Below are 18,878 nucleotides of genomic sequence, written 5' to 3' on the forward strand. Positions count from 1 at the left end.
GGATGGCGCGGGTTTATGCGGCGCCCTGGTCTAGATCATTGAATTCAGCTTCGGCACCAATCTTGATGGCGGGGCGCTTGTCTGATTCGGGGACAAGCATGGGTTTGCCGGCCGGTTTGTGGACCAGCTCGCCCAGCACCTCCTGGAAGGTCTTCTTGCCGAGGTAACGTTCCATCGCGGTGATACCGATGAGCTTCTTATCGAAAACATCGGGGTATCCGGCTTCGATAGCAGCGTCAGCGACCTTCTGCTCGTCGATGTATTTGCGGATGGCACGCCCGGCCACAACCTTGAGACCGGGGTAGGTGCGCCCGTGGTCGACAGCCTGGGCGGTCATGTAGCGTTCCACGTCGGCAGCCCATTTTTTGAATTTGGGAATCTGCTGCATAATCTCCGCCAGCTGCTCGTCCGTGAGCTCGGCTGCGGGAGCGAACTCATACCGAGCAAGGGCGAGGTTTTCCTCTGCGCGGGCGGTGCAGGTTGCGCGGATTCGGCAGAATTGGCACCAGTCGCCGGCCTGGTAATCACCCTCGCCTTTGATGGCCAGGTCGGCCGCGGGCTTGACGATGCTCTCACCCCAGTCGAGAAGGGCGTCGACGGTGGTTTCCCAGGTGCCGATGTTTCCTCGTCTCGGCTGGTAGATGGTGAGCTTCACCTTCTCCAGGTCGTAGAGGTCACCGAAGGTGCCAATGGCTCCTAGGCCGTACAGGCTGAGCTGTGGGTTTTCCTCCACGTCGACGAGGACGCCAGCGCCATATTTGAGGTCGATGACGTGGATGGTGTCGTCGGCGATGATGACTGCGTCGCCGGTGCCGAATCCTTCCGGTACCCACTTGGAGAAGTCCAGGCGTTGTTCGAGAAGCAGTACCGCCCCGTGGGGTTTCAGCCCCTCGAAAGTATCGGTGATGAAGGAGACATACTCGTCGGTGTACCGGTCCATTTCCGTGTCGCGGTAGGCATCGACATCAGCGGGGAGAGTCTGGGGTTCGGTTTCCGGCAGGAGCTTGCTGTGTGCCTTCCATTCGGCGAGCTCATGGGCTGCCGTACCCTGCCGGGTGGCTTCTGTTTCCCTGTGCTCCCCTACAGCGTTGTGGAGGGCGGAGGGGGTACAGTGTAACCACCTGCTTGCGCTAGATGCGGAGAGGACCGCGTGAGCCCTATCGGCGTGCGCTACTTGCCGGGTGTCTGTCTGGTCGGTGTCCTGCTCCTCATCGGGGGTTTTCTCGGCTGTTTTTTCCTTAGTCGGGGCGGTTCCATCAGGGTGGGCGGCCACGTGGTCATCGTCGGGTATGACGCCGAGTGAGCGGATCTTCGGATATTGGAAACGCATGTACTGGTCACCCTTGCCGACGGTGTTGACCGCGATTGATTTTTTGAGGATGGCGTCAAAATTCCGCAGATGATGAATCTCATTCGTGTGAAGCTGAAGGTGTGTAAGCTTCTGCTCTTTGACGGTCTCTTTTAGTGCCTTGAGGTCGGCCGGGTCGTCGGGGTCGATGTCCTGAATAAAAATCAGGGGGAGGTAGTCGCTCATGATGCGAGCTCCTTCTTGGCAAGCTCGAGCACCGTCCCGAGCTTGTCTTCGGGCACTTTCGTGAGCTTCGGTGCATCGACTGCATCAAGGATGCTGCGGACGGCGCTGCGGCCCTTCTCCTTGGTCAGTTTCACCATGGTGTCACGAACCTCTTCGAGGGTGACCGTGGGCTTCGGCGCGGGAGCCGGCATTTTACTCTCGGTGGGTTCCGGCTTTTTCGTCGGCTCGGTGTCGGGCGCGGTCGGCGGCCAGTCGCCCGTCTCTGGGTCGGGCTCTTTTTCGATTCGGTTCGATGCCTTGGTCAAGCCATCAATGATGATGGCGATGAGGTCGAGGGCGAGTGATTTCGATAACCAATTCATGGTCATATGCCTTTCTACTAGGCGTTAAGGTTTATCGGGTTACGGCCGGACATGAGAATGTGGGAAATACCATGCACATCCGGCTCTTTAAGGAGCTGGGCTAGCGCCCCGCGGGAGGCGGGCTGTAAATCATCCCAGTGGGTTCCCCGGGAGGGCCCGGCATGGGCGGAAAGCTCTTGGATTGCCCGGTTCCTGGTGGGTGCGATTACGAGCAGGATTTGCTTGGGGTTCGCAGTCCATAGTTTCGGGTGTTCTCGCTGCGCCCATCGGCTGGGGATGCGCGCGGTGAAAGCAGGCACTAGGTGTCCTCCTCTTCGTCTACTTCTTCGTTGCTGTCGGTGTGGCCATAGGAGGGTGCTGCGTAGCGCTCCACGATCTCCTCATCACTTGGCCAATACATCATGCGGGTCACAGGGTCATCACCTCCCGGCGCGCGGTCTAGCTCGTCCAGGAGCTCCGACACTTTGTCCCTGATGGTCAGTGGCGCATCGGGGAAGACGCGCTGCCAGGTCTCCAGGTATTCGGCGAGGTTCGGGAGTGGGACGAGGCGTCTCATGCGGCATCACCCTGTGGGGCGAGCTTGTCGATGACCGCGCGGGGGAAGCGGATTGCTGTGCCCAGTTTGATGGGCTTCAGCTGGTCGGCTTTTCCCCGCTGCACGAAGCGGCTGATGGTTGCCTTCGACATTCCTAAGATTTCCGCTGTTTCTGTGAGCGAGTAAGTTCTTGGTACACTCAAGGTGTCTCCTTCCTTTTTGCTTTTCTGGATGTGTGACTGTGGGAGCCTCCCCGGCGCGCTGAGTGTGTGCTGGGGAGGTTTTTTTCGGATCGTGGGGCAGGTGCGTAGTGCCCACCACCGGAGTATGGGTGGTGGGGTGCGCCCTTAGTGCTGAGACGTACCCACGGGGAGCAGCGACCCCACGGTCCTTGTGCCTGCCTGGGGAATCGAACCCCAGGTAGTAAACCGTTCAGGCTTCCTTTCGGCCGAGCGTGTCAGCGAGGTTTTCGAGGTCATCCATGATGACGACCCGCCAATCATCGGGGAGGAATTCCACACCGATGTGATACGTGTATCTGTCCAGGGACATGGAGAGAGTGCTGCAGTCGATAGCGATGCTTCTTAGGTGGTACGTGAGCCTGCTGAGTCGTTCCCACATGTGCGGGTGGAGGTCTTCACCGGGGTAGACGGCTCCGGGGATTCCGGTTTCAAGGTCATGGGCTGCGTACTTGAGAAAACCGACGATGTTGTCCAGCTCTTGTTTAATGCCTTTAGCTTCGTCGGTGATTTCAGCATTGACAGGCATCTTCTTCTTCCTCCCTTTCCTCTTCGTCTGGTTCTTCATCAATGGCGATGCGTAGCCAGTCGTCTGGGCTGACGAAGCTTGGCAGCCAGGGCATTAGTCGGCCCCTCGTGTATTGATCGCCGTGTTGTATTCGAATACTGCATCAATGAATATCTCCATGTCTCTTGCGAGACCCGCATATTCAATTCGGGCTAGATCAAGCTCAGCAAGGTTGAAGATCTCACCTTCATTGAGCTTGTCAACGGCCTTATCAAGTGCTGTTTCGAGGTCGCTGAAACGTGTTTGGATGTTCCCGTACGCGTCGCGAATGTTCCCGTCCAAGCGGTGGATTATCTGTTCATCCTGCTCTGCGAGGGTGAGAATCTGGTCTCCACGGGCGTGTTTACGCGCCCAGTTTTGAGTGATCATGTTGCGTTTCTCCTAGATTTCGATTCCGGCTGGGATGGTGGGGTCATTGATGGCAATGCGTAGCCAGGGCATTTAGTCGTTCCCCACGTTGTATAGGTAGTTGTCAAATAGGTAATCGAGCTTGTCCGCGAGGTGGAGGACGGCGTAAACGTGTGCAATTTCCGCCCATGCGTGCATCATTGTGAGCTCACCTTGGCAGCTCGCCGGGTGCCGAATGTCAGTGATGATGCCTTCCGCTTGCTGTAAGAGGTGCTCAGCCTGGGCCTCGTAGGGGGACTGCTTGCTGGTAGCAGCTGTAGGGTCTGCCAGTGGGATGTGTATGTGGGCGGTGGTGCCTGGGTAGTAGGCGTAGTGGTCAGGAATGACATCCGCGGCCTGCTTTATCTCCCACACGGGTGGCATGTCCATGGGCACTTCGATATCTTTAGGCGGGACGTATTGTGTGATTGGTTCGCCGGGGTTAGCAATAGCTGTGAGGTCGCCGGTGTCGCCGATGATGAGGACGAATCTTTTGAATTGCTTCGACCATGCCCACCGTCCTGCGTAGGCGAGCCGCTTACGGGCCGGGAGGTCACCGAGCTGTATGCGCTTTTTCATCCTGGTTTTTCTCCTAGATTTCGATTCCGGCTGGGATGGTCGGATAGGTGATGGGGCCGCCGCCGGTTTTTCTGCATTTGGGGCACTCCATGGTGGGGATGACATCGTGGTGGAAATGGGCATCGTCGTACCCCCAGCCTTCATGCTCGTAGCCGCAGTGTGGGCAGGCGAAGGTTCCCGCGAAATCGCGACGGTATTGCCAGGTTTTGTTTTTCAAATACATGAGAGGGAGGTGTCTTTCTTTAGGTGAGTAGTAGGGCGAGTGCGACAGATGCAGCGGTCATGATCGCAATGACGGCAAGCAGAAAATAGAGGTCGAGGAGATTCATCCGTGGAGCACCGCCCAGATGAAACCGCAGGTGAAAAAAAGAATGATTCCGGCGAGCACAATCATCCCGAGGATCATGAAAAGCGGAAACAGCATGTCAGCGAGCTTCTCAAACTTTTTCGTGAGATCGTCTATGTAGTCATCGTCATCGAGCAGGTCATATAGGCTCATGTCAGATCCTTTCCAGCAGCATGACGATGTGCTTCAGCAGGTCAAATACCGGATGATCACCGAGCTTCATGGCGATGGCCACGTAGGGTACGACAGGCGGGTTAGTCATAGGTTGTCCTCCATCTCCGATTTGAGGAGCTTGAGAAATTCGACGAAGGCTTCGATCCCTGTGGCGTTGGTGTCGATGGTGGCTTCACCATCACCCCATGGTGTTTTCAGGTGGAAGAACTGTGCTTCAAATGGGTCGTAGGAGACTACAGATTCACCATCGCCCTGGAAACCGATAGGCTTCCAAAAGGCGGGGTCTTTTCCGCTAAGAAGCGAGGTGAGATCCTGGATGGTTTGAGTTACGCCGTAGAGGTCGATTCGACCGAGGTCGATGCTCATTTCGGCTTGAAGGCTGTGCGTTTCGGCACTGACCCAGTACTCATTGCATTTGGGTACAGGAACAACTTCGAGGGTGTACTCGTGGCCAAGGTTGTGTCGGTGTTCTCGGAGTGTCGATTCCAGTGGGTGGGTTTTGTAGTGCTTAGTCATATTGGTACTCCTTCCCGTCAATCTTTTTGAGGGTCTTTTCTGCTGTGATTAGCTTTTTGACCGCTTCGTCGTAGTTGCCGTCGGAGAATTTGCGGAGTCCCTCGGCGAGACGCTTATGGGCGGTGGCAACCGTTTGGAGAAGGTCGTCTGTTCCTGTGGGGTTTTCGGGTGCCTTGAGCTTTTCTTCCAGTTCAGCGAGTTCTTTTTCGACATCTTCAGTCCGCCGTACGGTATTTACGAGTTCGACCTCGTGATCTCCGATGATCTGGTACGCTCGGTCTACCGATTTTTTGAGGCGATCGGTGTTCAACTCGGCGCTGGTGCTGATCTGGTTTGCCAGCTCGGCTGTGGTTCCAATGAAGGCGAAAACGGCATCAAGCCGCTCCGCGTCCGTGGCAGCGGCATCAAGAACAGCCAGGAGATTCACAGCATTAACGGCCTGGGTTCTGAAGGTGCTCAGAAGGTCTTCGGTCATTGCTACTCCCCCAGCTGCTTCTCTATGGCGCGGAGCGCATCGATTATTCTGGCTAGGGTGGTGGTGCTCAGCTCGACGCGAATAACTGCATCTCCTAGGCCGGATTCGACCTGGAGGCGTTTAGATCCGCGGCTTGCTAGGAGGGTGACCATCCACCCGCCTGCGTTTGGCAGCCTCTGGTAGGTCGTTTCTTCTTTCAGAATGGTTTCGCAGGCTGTAATAGACTTGTCTAGGGTGTCTGCGGGGATGTATCCGGTTTCTACGAGGAGGCCGACCATAGGGCGGTTGTACTCGAAATAAATGTTGATGCGGTTCTCGTCGTACTGGTCGGGGTCCAGCTGGAGCATGGTGTGCTCATCGAGGGGGATGGTTTGGGAGGGGGCGGTCATTTCCTGTGCTTTCCTTGGTAGTCGTGGGTGAGCGGGTGTAGGCGGTTTTCGCGGGCGAGGACGAATGGGGCTATATCCAGCAGGCGTGGCTGCTTGTATGAGCTGGCGCCCGGGTACCGGTATCTGCGGTATGCGCAGTACTCCATGAGCCGGTCCTGTGCCTCCTCGCCAAGGGCGGTGAAGGTCTCGGCTTCGTCGTAGATGAACCGCAGGCGCGGATAGAGGGTCGGGAGGGGCATTGTTCTCACATTCCTTGGCAGGCCGTGGCGACCTGGTCGATCCATACAGGCGGTGTGCTGATGATGGCGTGGTAGATGACGCCGACGATGAAGCCGAGCGCCCCGGTTGCCCACGCCAGGCGGGTTCGGCCCCGTAGCTTCTGTTCTGTGGTCATTGCTTTTCCTTCGTGTGTGTTGTGGGTGGTTTTTCGCCTCCTGGGGACTGCACATTCCGGGAGGCTGGTGCCCCTGGCCGGAGTTGAACCGGCTAATCCGCTGTGCCCATCCGTTTGGGCTTGCAGGGGCGGGGGTATTTGTATGCGCGCCATGCGGTTGCCACCTCGTTCGGTCACGACCCGGCGGGGGTTCCTGCGTCCCTGCTACGACCGGCCTTAGCCCGCAAATGGGCGGGAGGTGGGTCACCAAGCAGGGCAAGTATTTTGCTGGCGCTATGCACTTTTCAGTTTTCGGTACAGCATGGCCCCGTCACCGGTGTGGCGGGTATGAAATTGTGAGAAGTCTTGTTTAGGCGGCGGAGGTCTCGGCGATGTCGACCATGTCCTCGAACGCCCGGCCGGTGATGCGCTGCAGCTTGGCTACAGACGCGAGGTCCGGTGCGGTTTTGCCGAATCGCCAGTTGCGGACGGTTTGGCCGGTGCGGTCGAGGAAGGCCTGGCCGAGTTGGTCGTCGCTTTTGGCGCCGGTGATTTCGATGGCTTCATCGAGGACGTCGGCGCGGAGGCGGTAGGTCATCTCAGCTCCTTCCTGATGTTTAAGTCTTGTCCGGGGTGTCCATTTCGTGAACGCCTTGTCTATATTATGGACGGCTTGAACAAATTACGCAAGCGGAATTACAAAAATGCTTCAAATCCCCAGCTAAAAGGGTGTCCAAAAAATGGACACTGTGGGCTGTCATAGGCTAGAATGGGCTCATGAAGCACTCCGAATGGATCCACCGAGCAACCGATGGCGCCACCGAACGCGCTGTGGCCAAGCGCATCGGCATCTCGCACACAACCGTTAACACGCAGCTACAGCGCGAGCACCTCTCGGCGGAGAACGTCATCAAAATCGCGGAAGCCTTTGATATCCACCCGATTACGGCTCTCATCGACACCGGCTATGTGGCCGCCAAGTGGGCGATGCTCTCCGATATTCCCGGCGCGCTGCGCGATGCCACTGATGAGAATCTCGCCGAGGAGATCCTTCGCCGTATGAAGCGTGGCACCGCCACTCGTGCGCTCACTACCGATGTTGACCAGCTTGAGCAGGCGCGTTCGAAACGTGCTAAATCGGCGTTCCCAGCTGATGGCATAGTGCGTGAGTGGGATGACAGCATCCCCCATGCTGCTGATAGCTCCCCTGATGAGGACGCTCTACGTGAGGAAAGAGGTGAGGATCTGATTGACTAGTACAAGCGTCGATGCCCTCATCGACGTGGCCGAGCACCACGGCTACATGGTGCGGTGGCACCGGCACGGCCCTAAAGCCGCCTGGCTGCCGCCTCGCACCATCAGCCTGCGCGATGGCATGACCGACGTCGCCACACTCTGCGCCCTCGCTCACGAGCTAGGACATGCAGAAGCCGGCGACCCACCCGGCCACACCGGAACTGCGGAAATTCGCGCCGACAGGTTTGCTGCCAGGCTCCTCATTGACGCGACCGAATACCGGGCAGCCGAGCTGGTCTACGGCAGCCACCCGGCGCGCCTTGCACATGAGCTTGGCGTCACTACCCATATTTTGACCACCTGGGCGGCGCTCCATGAGCACACGCCCGCAACCTAGCAAAAGGAAGGAACCCCTAATGCCCCACTACACAACCACCCGCGACCTCACAATCCCCGCAGAGCAGGCCCACAGCATCCTTCTCCAAGGCCTCCCCACCATCAAAGACGTCACTGTGACTGATGGCGGCAACCCGATCAGGATTGACCGTAAACGGCGCCTGATGGCCAATCGCTACGCTATGACCGGGGTGCTCACCCTCGAGGGCAGCACGCTCCGCATTGAGATTGATGGCATAGGTAGTATGCAGCGGAAATTCGCGGGCGAAATCACCGACCTACTCCCCGCTGACGCGGTTGATGATCACGGCATCGCCGAGGTGCTGGCACGCACGGATAAGTCCGCTAAATTCTTCGCAGGGCTCGAGGTCAATGGCCTCCTCGATGAGATGCGTCCCGGTGAGCGTCTGCATTTCATCACCAGTGGTGTGACCGATGGGAAGACGTGCGCGATCCTGCTCACCGACCGGCGGGCGATCCTTAAAGACACAGGGCTGGCAAGCAATTTCATGCGTGAGATCGAGCCGAAGGCCGTGACCTCCATCGAGACAGGCGCCTCGTTCAAGGGTGATTCGGTGAAAATAACCGCATCGGGGTCGGTCATCGAGGTGACAACCCTGCCGAAGGGGCGCGGTGCTGAATTTGCTGACCGCCTGCGCAACCTTCGGGATACCGTCCATCAGCCTGCTCCCGCTGCCTCCCCTACCCCCGCTACGGGTGGTATTGAACAGCTGCAGAAGCTGGCCGAACTACACGACGCCGGCATCCTGACCGATGAGGAGTTCGCTGCTGCGAAGGCAAAAGCTCTCGGTCTGTAAGGCAAAAAATGCCCCTCCGGGTGGGTGCCGCTTGATAAAAAACACTCACCCGGAGGGGCCTGTAAATCTCACCAGTTCAAGGAAAGACAAGGACGATTGTAGCAGATGAAGCCACAAAAACGCACAACCAAGACGGGGGCTATCAGGTGGGTGGCACGTTATACTGACCCCACCGGCCGGGAGCGCTCACGCTCCTTCGACACCCAGCGCGAGGCGAAAGCCTTCCTACAAGAGCAAGAGCGCGCGGTTCGACGGAATGAATGGATCGCACCCACCGACCTTACCGTCCTTGACCTAGTAAAGGAGCGCGTCCGTCAGGCCACCAATGACTCCACGCGCAATGGCCGGCGTTTTTTGCAGGCCAATCTTGGGGAGCTCGCGGGTATGCGGGTGCAGGCTGTGAAACCAGCTGATATTAGGGCGTGGCTGGATACACTGACCACTGGTAGGCCGTGGGCGGATAACCAGCCCCTGGCAGCAACCACCATTAAAACGTGCGGTGCGATTCTTCACGGTATTTTCACGGAGGCGGTGGAAGAAGATGTCATTTCCCGGCATCCTATGCGTGGGGTGAAGATGCCGGCCGCGGAGGTGGCTGTGGAGCGGTCGGAGATTGTGACAGCGGCGGAGGTCGCTGCGATTATCACCGTGGCGGAGGGCACGGGGGTTGGCAGGTCCCCTAATCCGGCGTTGGCGGCAATGATTCAGGTTGCTGCGGAGACGGGGCTTCGGGCGGGCGAGCTGTGTGGACTCAGGGTGCGGAATGTGAATTTTCTTCGTGGGGAGATTGCCGTGATGGAGCAGATGCACCAGAGGACACACGAGTTCGCGCCCTTGAAGACGCGGGCGTCGCGCCGGGTGGTGCCTGTCGGCGTGGAAACGATGCGGGTGATTGAGAAGCAGCTTAGGCGGGTGCCACGCGCGCCACATGAGACAGTGTTCGCGACAGCGAAGGGCAAGCCGTTAACGTCGGCTAGCCTTGGGGCACAGTTCCGTAAGGCCGCACGAGCTGCGGGGGTGGATATGACTTTTCACGGGCTTCGACACTTCTATGCGTCAAGTCTGATTGAAAATGGTGCGTCGGTTGTGGTGGTGCAGCGGGCGATGGGGCACGCGTCGGCGGCTATGACACTGAATATCTACAGTCATCTGTTTCCGGGTGCTGGTGATGAGCTGCGTAGCTATTTGCCTGTGGTTCGGGATTTTTCCGGGATTTCAGGGGTTGTTGACGATAGTGGCGAGGGTGTTGGCGCTGGTCAGGGCGGTTTATGATGGGTTGGCGGTGTACTACAACTGCTAGTCACTCACCTCGCCCCAGGCTCCAAGAGCCTGGGGTTTTTGCTTTTCGACGTGCGAAAGGAACCCCCTGCTGAGGGGGTTGTATTTCGAGCAGTGTTTAGCTGTTTAGTGTGGCCATTTTTCGTGCTAGGCGGATGGCGCCGCCTTGGGCGCAGGGGTGCATGTTGAGTTTGGGTTTGCCGCCGAAGGCGGGCACCCACATGTCCAACCCACCAATTTTCTCCACATGCCCATGCAGGGGACGGTCCCGATCATCATCGTTTCGCCCATTGTCATACGGGCACAGCATCGTCAGGTTCGAGGTTGTGGTTTTCCCACCGTGTTTAAAAGCCACCACATGGTGCGGCTGGCAATAATCTGCACCGACCCCGCACCCATCGGCCACACACACCGGGTTAATAAGCCGGAGCACCTGACGCTGATACGCATCAGCAAACCGGGCATCCGGATCCTCTGGATCCAGGCGGAACAACCCCAGGTCCTCACCGGTGATGTGGTTGACAGTCAGGGCTAAACCGAAGGCGGTGATTTGGACTTGGGTGAAGTCTTTGACTTGCATCACCGACCCGTCGGTAAGCGATAAGACGGCGTGTGCGCGTTCTGCGGGGGTCACCCCCAACACGTCGGGGTTAAGCGGCACGATGACAGCGGGGGTAACGGTTGCGACTTTGCCGGTGGCATTGCCCAGAATCAACTGGCAGATGGCGTCTGCCAGGTCGAGGTGTTCCTTTTCGGCGTAGGCTTTGGCGGCGTTTATAGCCTGGGTGACCAGGTGGCTGGAGGTGCGTACGCACAGGTCTTTCATGGTGGAGTTTTTCACCCGCCTCGTCGACACCGCCTTCTTCGGGTTCTCCACCCCCGTGCCATTGATCGCGGCGACAAGTTGTTTGCCGCGCGCGTGGATGTCGTGCACGTTTGCTGGCTGGGCGGTCAGCCCGACGCGAATCTGCCACGCTTTGTGCTTGTCTTTTAGCTTGCGGACATACGTTTCAATGAGCTCCAGTGTTTCCAAATTGTGCCGGTTGCTGATCGCCGCAGTGCGACAGGTCACCTGCTTGACGGTGGCACTGGTGGTGCCGAAGTAGATGCCGGCCAGGCAGTGGATCCGTTTGGCAAGTCTGGGTGAGCTGCCACGGGCGATGAGTTGTGTGACCGACAAATCCTGATACGGCTCCAGGATGCACGTCACTGATTGCGAGTACAGGGCAAGAAAATCAAACCCCCGAGATGTTTCCATACCCCGCACCGTACCGGCACCACAAAACCAGCGCACCACGAAACGGGGGGTACACCACCCCCCGATATATGATGAATGCTCGTCTACGTTTGTTGGAAAGGTTCACATGCTCGAATCCAAGCTCGCCCGCCGTGCAAAACACACCGTCTACGTTTCGTTCGCCCCCGAGGACCGCGACGAAGCGGAGCACTTTATGTCCACTTTTGACAATTTGGGGGAGGTTTTTCTCACCCGGGGCCCAGAACTCACCGAAGAGAGCATCCGTGCACTCGGCGACGAGTCAGCGGCTTTATCCGCTCTACGGGAACAATGCTTGAAAGATTCTGCTGTCACTATCGTCCTGCTGGGCAAGAAGACGTGGAACAGTGCCTGGGTGGACTGGGAAATCGCCGCTACCCTAGCGGGCCCAGAGCCGAGTGGGCTCCTTTCCATCGAGCTTCCCTCTCTCAAAGGCGCGTGGGCACCGCTGCCCACGCGCCTCTCGGATAACGCCCCCTACGCCGTCAGCGAGAAGTACCCACCCACGCCGATTCACCTAGCCAAATGGATCAACGCCGCGGCAGAGAAGGACGCACCCGTACATAACGAGCGGCACCTGTTAGGATTCAGCTTCGCCCGCTGAGACGAAGATCTCGCCCAGGGCGGCCTCAGCCACGGCGACGGCCGCGCCGTCGACAAGCACATGAGCGATGCCGGCCACGGGGGGCTCTGGCATGTCGATGATGTGCCCGGGGAGGATGTTTTGCTCCGCGAGATAGCGGAGAAGTTCGGGATCGGAGTCGCCGATGCGGGCGATGCGGATCCCTGTTCCGGGTGCCACGCGCGACAGGGGGACCGTTGCCGTCTGCGCGATGGTGCCGTCGGCGGCGGGGATCGGGTCGCCGTGCGGATCGTGCGTGGGGTAGCCGAGGTGAGCATCGAGGCGTTCGAGGAACCTGTCGCTTACGGCGTGCTCCAAAACGTCTGCTTCCTCGTGAACCTCATCCCACGTGTAGCCGAGCGTCTCCACGAGGAAGGTCTCCAGGATGCGGTGGCGGCGCGCCATGGCGAGCGCGATCCGGCTGCCCTCCTCCGTAAGCGTGATGCCCTGGTAACGCTCGTGGTTGACGAGCCCGATTGAGGCCAGCCGTTTGATGGCCTCGGAGGCGGTGGAGGGTTTCTGCCCGACAACCTCCGCGACTTTCGTCAGTGTGGCCGGCGTGGAGGAACGTTCCTCATGGTCGTAGATCGCCTTGAGGTAGTCCTGACTTCTGTCGGGGAGGTCGAGCGGGTGCATAAACGTGTCCTTCCGATCGTGAGTGCAGGATTGTGATTGAAAGCGTACTCGACTTCTCCGATTCCGACGCACCCGGTTACGATGAAACGGGGCTTTTACAGGAAGGATGCCGATGCTTATCGACGATTCGGGGCCACCGTCCCCCTCCACCAACCGGCTCAGCGGGTCGTAAGCCTCGTGCCGTCCGTGACCGAGGCCATCGCGCTTACCGCACCAACGGCGCTGATTGGGGCGACCGACTGGTGTACGCAACCGCCCGATCTCACGGTCACCCGCGTGCGCGGGACGAAGAACCCAGACATCACCGCCATCGCCGGACTGCGGCCTGATCCCGTGGTGGTCAACAATGAGGAGAATCGGCGGGTTGATGTGGAGGAGCTGCGGCGACTCACCATCCCCGTGTGGGTCAAGGCGCTTGACAGCATGACGCGCCTGTTCACTCAGGCTTTCCGCGTCGCGGTACCAGCGTGGCTAGAGGAGGCGCGTAACGTCTGGCCCCACCCGGCTAGCGGCCCACGTATCCGCGTCGCATTGCCGATCTGGACGAAGCCGTGGCGTTGGGTGGGCGCCAACACGTTCGCCACCGACCTCATGCAACACTTCGGCTGGGACAACGTGGTCACCGACGAGCGCTACCCGCTCCTTACCCCCGCCGACATCGCGGAGCGCGCGCCCGACGTTGTTGCGCTTTCCGACGAGCCGTACGCCCTCACCGCGACAGATCACCAGCACTTCCCTGTCCCTGCGATTCACGTCGCCGGGCGGAACCTGTTTTGGTACGGTCCGGCGATGGCGACGGCGAGGGAGGAGCTGGCGGAAGCGATGGCCGGACAAGCTTAAGGTGCGAAAAGGGTGCACAACCTTCGGTGCACCCTCTCCCCGTGGGTTCGTCACGAACTGAGTTCTATGGCCACAGTCCGGCGGAGGTAAAAAACTATTTCGCTTCCTTGAGCCACTCATTACCGGGAAGGTCAAGCTGGGTAATGTCCAACTTCGGCTTGATTCCACTTTCAGGCTGGAGACCGTAGTGCTCCAGGGCGTAGCGAACGTACTCGAGACCATCGATGTTCAGGGGACCCGATGCCCACATGGCGTACGGCAAATTGACGTAGCGTTTCTCCTTCACCGCCTTCAGGTCTTTCGTGGCGGGGTTGGACTCCAGGGCGGCAATCTTCTCATCGAGCTCCACAGGCGGGTAGTCAACGAAGAAGATGATATCCGGGTCAGCGGAGGTGATGCGCTCCCAGCTCACGTCGACCCATGTGTCCTGAACATCCGAAAGTGCGTTCTCGACACCTGCACTATCGAAGATGGCCTGCGGCGCACCAAAGGCGCCGGAGGAGAATACGGTCGAATCATTGGGGGAATCGAAAAGGAAGGTAACCGGCGTTTTCTCCGCCTGCGGGGCCTCCTCAATCGCCGTGCGGCGCGCATTGATGTCGGCGATTTCCTTGTTGGCAGCATCCTCATCGCCGGCGATCTTCGCGATGTTTTCAATGTCGGTGTTCAACGCCGTCCACGGGTCCATGGTGCCGCGGGCTTGGCTGCCACCCTGCCTGCAGGTCTCGGAAAGGAGGTAGGTGGAAATGCCGTGGGTATCTAGGTCCGCCGGGGTAAGACCGTCAGACTCGCGGAAGCCGTAGCCCCAACCAGCAAAGGCTGTTTGGGGGTCGACGGACAGGATATTCTCCAAGTTCCAGTACTTCTCGGAGATTTGGTTCAAGTCGTGGACTTTGTCCCCGTAGCGGAGAGCAATGATGCTCTCATCCCGCTGCAGGCTGGAGACGCCAACGATATTGTCGTATGCGCCGGCAGCGAGGGCGACCGAGGTGATGTTTCCGTCATTGACTACCAGCCGTGTGGTCCTGGGGTAGGTCTTCTCCTCGCCACAGTTGGTAACCGATACCGAGTCACTCGTGCTCGCGCTGGACGATTCCGCCTCGCTAGTAGATGATGCTGAATCAGTTCCGGAGGAGGAGCAGCCGGTGAGCGCCAGTCCGCCAATGAGGAGGATGGATGCAATACTGGTGAGACGTTTAGACATATTTTCCTACTTTCTTGTGCTTACATCATTGATGATGAGGTGAATCCGGGAAGTTTTGGGATGTTCGATTTGCTCCGCTTCGACACCGAAGGTGTCGTTCATAAATTCGGGAGTGAAAACATCGATTGGGTGACCAGAGGCGGTCATCCGGTTACGGTTCAAAACGACGACGTGATCGAAGTATCGCATCACGAGGTCAAGATCGTGCATGGCCACAATGACAGTTCCGGAAAGCGAGCGGATGAGGTTAAGCATCTGCAGCGTCCAGGAAATGTCAAGGTGGTTGGTGGGTTCGTCGAGGAATAGCACGGCTGTTTGCTGTGCGAGTCCGCGGGCGAGCATCGCGCGCCGACGCTCACCACCGGAAAGCCGGTCACACGAGGTTTTCATGCGATCAGCTAGCCCAACGGCGCTAAGTGCCGCTCTGACGATGGGCTGTTCGTCCGCCGTGCTCACCGCCCAGGAGGGCCGATGCGGTATACGACCGAGCGCCACCATTTCTTCGAGAGTGAGGTCTGCCGGCGGGGTTTCCTCCTGGCTGACGAAGCTGACAAGCTGGGCTCGCTTCTTAGCCCGGATCGAGTGGAGAGGTATGCCGTCGAGGTAGACCGCTCCTTCCGCCGGTTTTTCTATTCCGGCTAGCGCCCGAAGGAGCGTGCTTTTTCCTGCACCGTTAATACCGATGAGTGCTACCTTCGCGCCTGGTGGGATAGACAGTTGAACTCCGCTAACCACAGTGACCCCGCCGACAGACGCCGCAACGTTTTCCACTTCTATGGCAGGAACCGTCTGGTTAGGTGTCAGCTCAACCGGAACTGCCACATCCCTGTCCTTTGTATTTTTGCTGTCTTTGCTGCGCATCACGGCCTCCGAACGCGTACCTGTTCCTGCCCATAAGGAAGAGGAATAGCGGTGCGCCGATGATCCCTGTGACCACTCCGAGGGGCATTTCCTGGGGTGAAGCAACAGTTCGCGCAATGACATCGACAACGAGTAAGAACAGCGCGCCTCCAACCGTCGCCACAGGGATTACCTTGCGGTGCAAAGCCCCAACGAGAATTCGGGATGCGTGGGGCACGATGAGACCCACGAAGCCGATTCCGCCACTGACTGCAACGAGGCTACCGACAAGGATCGCGTTGAGGATGAAGATTGAGTTCCTCACGAGCGTGACGTTGATTCCCAATGCCGCGGCTGTGTGTGGCCCTGCAGCCAACGCATCCAGCCAACTACTGAACCCCAGCACGAGGAGGAGGCTCAACACCACTACGACAACCGGCATGATGAGCTTTTGCCACGTTGCACCTGCAACGGATCCAAGAGTCCAGAACATGACTGAGTTAGCGGCACGCTGATTATCAGACAGGAACACGAGGAAGGACGACACCGAGCTGAAGGCGGCGGAGAGCACAACTCCACCAAGTACGAGACGTAGTGGTGTGAGCCCGCCCTGCGTCTGTGCAATGAAGTAGACGAGCAGGCTGGACCCCAGCGCGCCACAGAGCGCACCTACGGATAACGACCAAATACCAAAAGCACTGAACACACCCATGGTGATGACGGCGGTCGCGCCGACCGCAGCACCGGAGGAGATGCCAAGGATATACGGATCCGCAAGTGGGTTCCTCACAAGGGTTTGCATGAGCGCACCTGCTATTGCGAGTCCTGCACCCGTCACAATGGCGAGAAGCGCTCTGGGAAGGCGCAGCTCCCAGATAATCGTGTTTGCAGGACCTGACACCGGTGAGCCGCTGAGACGGCCCTGGAGAACATCAATGACCGTTTCAATTGGGATCTTTTCCGCACCAAAACCCAGCGAGATAACTGCGACTGCCACAGTTAGTACGATGAGCGAAACCGTCAGCAGGACGGTTGATACCCGCCTGCTGCGGTTCATCTTCCTCTGTTGCTGATTGTTTTGCGCGGATCCAACGCTAGTCATGCCTGCGCCGCGTGGACGCTAGCTGCGAACCGAAAAAACGCCTATGTAGAAGGCATACGTGAAGGGGTGCACGCGGGCACACGTGTGTTATGAGCATTGTTATTCCTCTCAACCTCGTACGCGGAGGTTACATAAAAGGTGGATCACATCCGCAGTTGATCGGTCTTCGGGCTCGGGTCATCCGCTGCAGAACCTTCCCAAGTTCCAGACGGTGCTTTTTCAAACATCTCTGGGTTGCTCAGTGGATAATCTGCGTTGTCACCATTACCGCTGCGCGCCAGCCGTGGAATCACACCACAGTTCCCACGCTCTCATACATTTTTGAGAGGTAAATCAACTACAGGGTTGATTGTAACCCAGGTAACTGTTTACAAGAAACCGTAGCCACCGGCCGTCGACAAGCAAAAGACAACAAACCGAACCTCAGTCAGCACCTCCACAAGGAAAGGGAACCCTAAGAAATGCAGGTTGTAGACAACCTATTGATTTCTCGTGGCTAATAGGCAATTATTCTTGTAGGGTGGTTGTCAGACACATTCACCCGTACAAACGGAAAGGTTCCTTATGACACACTCGGATGAGTCCGCAGCCGACAAGGTCATCGACCGCGGCAAATACCCCGCAACCCCCGGCGCACACACCACCCTTCGCGGTGGCCAGCCGGTCATGAGCGAACACAAGTCCATCTCCACCGGCGAGACCGGTGCCATCGTTTTGAACGACGTGCACCTCATTGAGAAGCTCGCCAGCTTCGACCGCGAGATCGTCCCGGACCGCATCCCCCACGCCAAGGGCCACGGCGCGTTCGGCGAACTGCACATTACCGAGGATGTCTCGCAGTACACCAAAGCCAAGCTCTTCCAGAAGGGCACCGTCACCCCGATGGTCGGCCGCTTCTCCACGGTTGCAGGCGAATCCGGCTCCGCCGACACGATGCGCGATGTCCGCGGCTTCGCCCTTCGCTTCTACACCGAAGACGGTAACTACGACATCGTGGGCAACAACACCCCGGTGTTCTTCATGCGCGACCCCATGAAGTTCCCCGATTTCATCCACTCCCAGAAACGCACACCGGCTTCCGGCCTCCAGAGCGCTGACATGCGCTGGGATTACTGGACCCGTGCTCCCGAATCCGCCCACCAGGTCACCTACCTCATGGGCGATCGTGGCACCCCGAAGAGCACCCGCCACCAAAACGGCTACGGCTCCCACACCTTCCAGTGGATTAACGAGAAGGGCGAGCCCGTATGGGTGAAGTATCACTTCATCTCCCGCCAGGGCGTGGAGAACCTCACCGACGAAGAGGCCACAGAAATGGCCGGCAAGAACCCCGACCTGCACCGCCAGGATCTCTTCGAGGCGATTGAGCGTGGCGACTACCCGATCTGGGACGTCGAGGTACAGATCATGCCGTTCGAGGATGCCAAGGCCTACCGCTTCAACCCCTTCGATGTGACCAAGGTCTGGTCCAAGAAGGATTACCCGCGCAAGAAGATCGGCTACTTCGTGCTCAACCGCAACCCGCGCAACTTCCACGCGCAGATTGAGCAGATCGCCCTCGACCCGGCGAACCTCGTCCCCGGTGTCGGCCTGTCCCCCGACAAGCTCCTACAGGGCCGTGTGTTCGCCTACGCCGACGAGCAGCGCTACCGCATCGGGCCGAACTACCGCCAGATCCCGGTGAACCAGCCCCTCAACCAGGTGGTCACCTACACGCACAACGGCCCGATGGCCTACGAGTTCTCCGACCCGTCGCAACCCCCGTACGCCCCCAACAAGTCGGATGTCATCGACGGGCTTCTCGACGATGGAGAGACCTCGTCCTCCATGAAGTCCTACGACTCCGCCGAGGGCCTCTACATCAACCCGGAGCCGAACGACCCAGACTTCGCCCGCTACGCATACAAGAAGCACGCCGAGGACGACGACTTCGTCCAGGCACGCGACCTGTACCTCAACGTCTACGACGAGGAGGCAAAGAAGCGCTTCGTGTCCAACATCGCCGGCGCGATGGATGGCATCTCCGCCGCGACGGAGAAGCGCGTCTACGAGTACTGGGCCAACGTAGACAAGGACCTCGCTGAGAACCTGAAGAAGGAATTCACCGAGGGAGTCAAGGCCGGAAAGTTTGCCAAGCCTGAGTAAAAACCCAA

General features: G+C 58.6%; 28 protein-coding genes and 1 riboswitch. Of the genes, 7 read left to right on the forward strand and 21 right to left on the reverse strand.

The window, feature by feature from the left end; all coding sequences use genetic code 11:
- Positions 1-13: 13 nt before the first annotated feature.
- The 16 genes from CGLUCO_RS08775 to CGLUCO_RS08850 form a co-directional block, all read right to left on the reverse strand.
- Positions 14-1,534, reverse strand: a complete 1,521-nt coding sequence (locus CGLUCO_RS08775; protein ID WP_232622007.1) for a DUF2800 domain-containing protein — start codon at positions 1,532-1,534, stop codon at positions 14-16.
- The gene (locus CGLUCO_RS08780) at positions 1,531-1,896 is read right to left on the reverse strand and encodes a hypothetical protein (RefSeq protein ID WP_143336901.1); all 366 of its coding nucleotides are present in this window, start codon (positions 1,894-1,896) and stop codon (positions 1,531-1,533) included. Before CGLUCO_RS08780 ends, CGLUCO_RS08775 begins: the two co-directional genes overlap by 4 nt.
- A gap of 17 nt (positions 1,897-1,913) precedes the next feature.
- Complete coding sequence (locus tag CGLUCO_RS08785) at positions 1,914-2,195, reverse strand: hypothetical protein (protein ID WP_084036481.1); 282 nt, start codon at positions 2,193-2,195, stop codon at positions 1,914-1,916.
- Positions 2,195-2,452 carry a hypothetical protein gene (locus tag CGLUCO_RS08790; protein WP_084036480.1) on the reverse strand — a complete coding sequence of 86 codons (258 nt, stop codon included), beginning with the start codon at positions 2,450-2,452 and terminating at the stop codon, positions 2,195-2,197. The genes CGLUCO_RS08785 and CGLUCO_RS08790 overlap by 1 nt, the downstream gene beginning before the upstream one ends.
- The gene (locus CGLUCO_RS08795; RefSeq protein WP_260322663.1) at positions 2,449-2,634 is read right to left on the reverse strand and encodes a helix-turn-helix domain-containing protein; all 186 of its coding nucleotides are present in this window, start codon (positions 2,632-2,634) and stop codon (positions 2,449-2,451) included. Before CGLUCO_RS08795 ends, CGLUCO_RS08790 begins: the two co-directional genes overlap by 4 nt.
- 229 nt (positions 2,635-2,863) lie before the next feature.
- Complete coding sequence (locus CGLUCO_RS08800) at positions 2,864-3,199, reverse strand: hypothetical protein (protein WP_084036478.1); 336 nt, start codon at positions 3,197-3,199, stop codon at positions 2,864-2,866.
- Positions 3,200-3,292: 93 nt separating this feature from the next.
- On the reverse strand, positions 3,293-3,607 hold the full coding sequence (locus tag CGLUCO_RS08805; protein ID WP_084036477.1) for a hypothetical protein: 315 nt from the start codon (positions 3,605-3,607) through the stop codon (positions 3,293-3,295).
- A 72-nt stretch (positions 3,608-3,679) separates the two neighbouring features.
- The gene (locus CGLUCO_RS08810; protein WP_084036476.1) at positions 3,680-4,204 is read right to left on the reverse strand and encodes a hypothetical protein; all 525 of its coding nucleotides are present in this window, start codon (positions 4,202-4,204) and stop codon (positions 3,680-3,682) included.
- A gap of 13 nt (positions 4,205-4,217) precedes the next feature.
- Positions 4,218-4,427, reverse strand: a complete 210-nt coding sequence (locus CGLUCO_RS08815) for a hypothetical protein (protein ID WP_084036475.1) — start codon at positions 4,425-4,427, stop codon at positions 4,218-4,220.
- Between the two features lie 102 nt (positions 4,428-4,529).
- Positions 4,530-4,703: a hypothetical protein gene (locus CGLUCO_RS08820; RefSeq protein ID WP_159447591.1), complete on the reverse strand. Its 174-nt coding sequence runs from the start codon at positions 4,701-4,703 to the stop codon at positions 4,530-4,532.
- 105 nt (positions 4,704-4,808) lie between these two features.
- Positions 4,809-5,240 carry a hypothetical protein gene (locus CGLUCO_RS08825; RefSeq protein ID WP_084036474.1) on the reverse strand — a complete coding sequence of 144 codons (432 nt, stop codon included), beginning with the start codon at positions 5,238-5,240 and terminating at the stop codon, positions 4,809-4,811.
- On the reverse strand, positions 5,233-5,715 hold the full coding sequence (locus CGLUCO_RS08830; protein WP_084036473.1) for a hypothetical protein: 483 nt from the start codon (positions 5,713-5,715) through the stop codon (positions 5,233-5,235). Before CGLUCO_RS08830 ends, CGLUCO_RS08825 begins: the two co-directional genes overlap by 8 nt.
- A 2-nt stretch (positions 5,716-5,717) precedes the next feature.
- Complete coding sequence (locus CGLUCO_RS08835) at positions 5,718-6,104, reverse strand: hypothetical protein (protein WP_084036472.1); 387 nt, start codon at positions 6,102-6,104, stop codon at positions 5,718-5,720.
- Positions 6,101-6,343 (reverse strand): hypothetical protein, encoded by a 243-nt coding sequence (locus tag CGLUCO_RS08840; RefSeq protein ID WP_084036471.1) that lies wholly within the window; start codon positions 6,341-6,343, stop codon positions 6,101-6,103. The genes CGLUCO_RS08835 and CGLUCO_RS08840 overlap by 4 nt, the downstream gene beginning before the upstream one ends.
- Positions 6,344-6,348: 5 nt before the next feature.
- Positions 6,349-6,498 carry a hypothetical protein gene (locus tag CGLUCO_RS08845; protein ID WP_159447590.1) on the reverse strand — a complete coding sequence of 50 codons (150 nt, stop codon included), beginning with the start codon at positions 6,496-6,498 and terminating at the stop codon, positions 6,349-6,351.
- 349 nt (positions 6,499-6,847) lie between these two features.
- Positions 6,848-7,075 carry a hypothetical protein gene (locus CGLUCO_RS08850; protein WP_084036470.1) on the reverse strand — a complete coding sequence of 76 codons (228 nt, stop codon included), beginning with the start codon at positions 7,073-7,075 and terminating at the stop codon, positions 6,848-6,850.
- A gap of 179 nt (positions 7,076-7,254) precedes the next feature.
- Between CGLUCO_RS08850 and CGLUCO_RS08855 the strand changes: the two genes are divergently transcribed.
- From CGLUCO_RS08855 to CGLUCO_RS08870, 4 genes are all read left to right on the forward strand, one after another.
- Positions 7,255-7,734 (forward strand): helix-turn-helix domain-containing protein, encoded by a 480-nt coding sequence (locus tag CGLUCO_RS08855; RefSeq protein ID WP_084036469.1) that lies wholly within the window; start codon positions 7,255-7,257, stop codon positions 7,732-7,734.
- Positions 7,727-8,110, forward strand: coding sequence for an ImmA/IrrE family metallo-endopeptidase (locus CGLUCO_RS08860; RefSeq protein WP_331252788.1), 384 nt, complete (start codon positions 7,727-7,729; stop codon positions 8,108-8,110). The genes CGLUCO_RS08855 and CGLUCO_RS08860 overlap by 8 nt, the downstream gene beginning before the upstream one ends.
- Positions 8,111-8,129: 19 nt before the next feature.
- Positions 8,130-8,927, forward strand: coding sequence for an SHOCT domain-containing protein (locus tag CGLUCO_RS08865; protein WP_232621823.1), 798 nt, complete (start codon positions 8,130-8,132; stop codon positions 8,925-8,927).
- 150 nt (positions 8,928-9,077) lie between these two features.
- Positions 9,078-10,199 carry a tyrosine-type recombinase/integrase gene (locus tag CGLUCO_RS08870; protein ID WP_301386945.1) on the forward strand — a complete coding sequence of 374 codons (1,122 nt, stop codon included), beginning with the start codon at positions 9,078-9,080 and terminating at the stop codon, positions 10,197-10,199.
- Between the two features lie 124 nt (positions 10,200-10,323).
- Here the strand turns inward: CGLUCO_RS08870 and CGLUCO_RS08875 are convergent, their stop codons facing one another.
- The gene (locus CGLUCO_RS08875) at positions 10,324-11,463 is read right to left on the reverse strand and encodes an HNH endonuclease signature motif containing protein (protein WP_198481490.1); all 1,140 of its coding nucleotides are present in this window, start codon (positions 11,461-11,463) and stop codon (positions 10,324-10,326) included.
- A gap of 106 nt (positions 11,464-11,569) precedes the next feature.
- Here CGLUCO_RS08875 and CGLUCO_RS08880 point away from each other — a divergent pair, with 106 nt between their 5' ends.
- Entirely contained in the window at positions 11,570-12,085 is a 516-nt protein-coding gene (locus tag CGLUCO_RS08880) for a TIR domain-containing protein (protein WP_070739923.1), read from the forward strand.
- Here the strand turns inward: CGLUCO_RS08880 and CGLUCO_RS08885 are convergent.
- Positions 12,062-12,739, reverse strand: coding sequence for a metal-dependent transcriptional regulator (locus CGLUCO_RS08885; protein WP_005389387.1), 678 nt, complete (start codon positions 12,737-12,739; stop codon positions 12,062-12,064). The genes CGLUCO_RS08880 and CGLUCO_RS08885 overlap by 24 nt on opposite strands.
- Positions 12,740-12,820: 81 nt before the next feature.
- Here CGLUCO_RS08885 and CGLUCO_RS08890 point away from each other — a divergent pair, with 81 nt between their 5' ends.
- Entirely contained in the window at positions 12,821-13,579 is a 759-nt protein-coding gene (locus CGLUCO_RS08890) for a helical backbone metal receptor (RefSeq protein ID WP_084036840.1), read from the forward strand.
- Between the two features lie 94 nt (positions 13,580-13,673).
- Here CGLUCO_RS08890 and CGLUCO_RS08895 read toward each other — a convergent pair whose 3' ends face one another.
- From CGLUCO_RS08895 to CGLUCO_RS08905, 3 genes are read right to left on the reverse strand one after another with little or no spacing between them, the layout of a single operon-like run.
- Entirely contained in the window at positions 13,674-14,783 is a 1,110-nt protein-coding gene (locus CGLUCO_RS08895; RefSeq protein WP_084036838.1) for an ABC transporter substrate-binding protein, read from the reverse strand.
- A 6-nt stretch (positions 14,784-14,789) separates the two neighbouring features.
- Positions 14,790-15,605 (reverse strand): ABC transporter ATP-binding protein, encoded by an 816-nt coding sequence (locus CGLUCO_RS08900; RefSeq protein ID WP_232622004.1) that lies wholly within the window; start codon positions 15,603-15,605, stop codon positions 14,790-14,792.
- A complete protein-coding gene (locus CGLUCO_RS08905; protein WP_363325313.1) occupies positions 15,589-16,620 on the reverse strand; it encodes a FecCD family ABC transporter permease in 1,032 nt (343 codons plus the stop codon). Before CGLUCO_RS08905 ends, CGLUCO_RS08900 begins: the two co-directional genes overlap by 17 nt.
- A gap of 245 nt (positions 16,621-16,865) precedes the next feature.
- A riboswitch (cobalamin riboswitch) is annotated at positions 16,866-17,078 on the reverse strand.
- Positions 17,079-17,289: 211 nt separating this feature from the next.
- Here CGLUCO_RS08905 and CGLUCO_RS08910 point away from each other — a divergent pair.
- Positions 17,290-18,870, forward strand: a complete 1,581-nt coding sequence (locus tag CGLUCO_RS08910; RefSeq protein WP_084036832.1) for a catalase — start codon at positions 17,290-17,292, stop codon at positions 18,868-18,870.
- The last annotated feature ends 8 nt before the right edge of the window (positions 18,871-18,878 follow it).

It is taken from the genome of Corynebacterium glucuronolyticum DSM 44120 (assembly GCF_030440595.1).
GTDB lineage: Bacteria > Actinomycetota > Actinomycetes > Mycobacteriales > Mycobacteriaceae > Corynebacterium > Corynebacterium glucuronolyticum.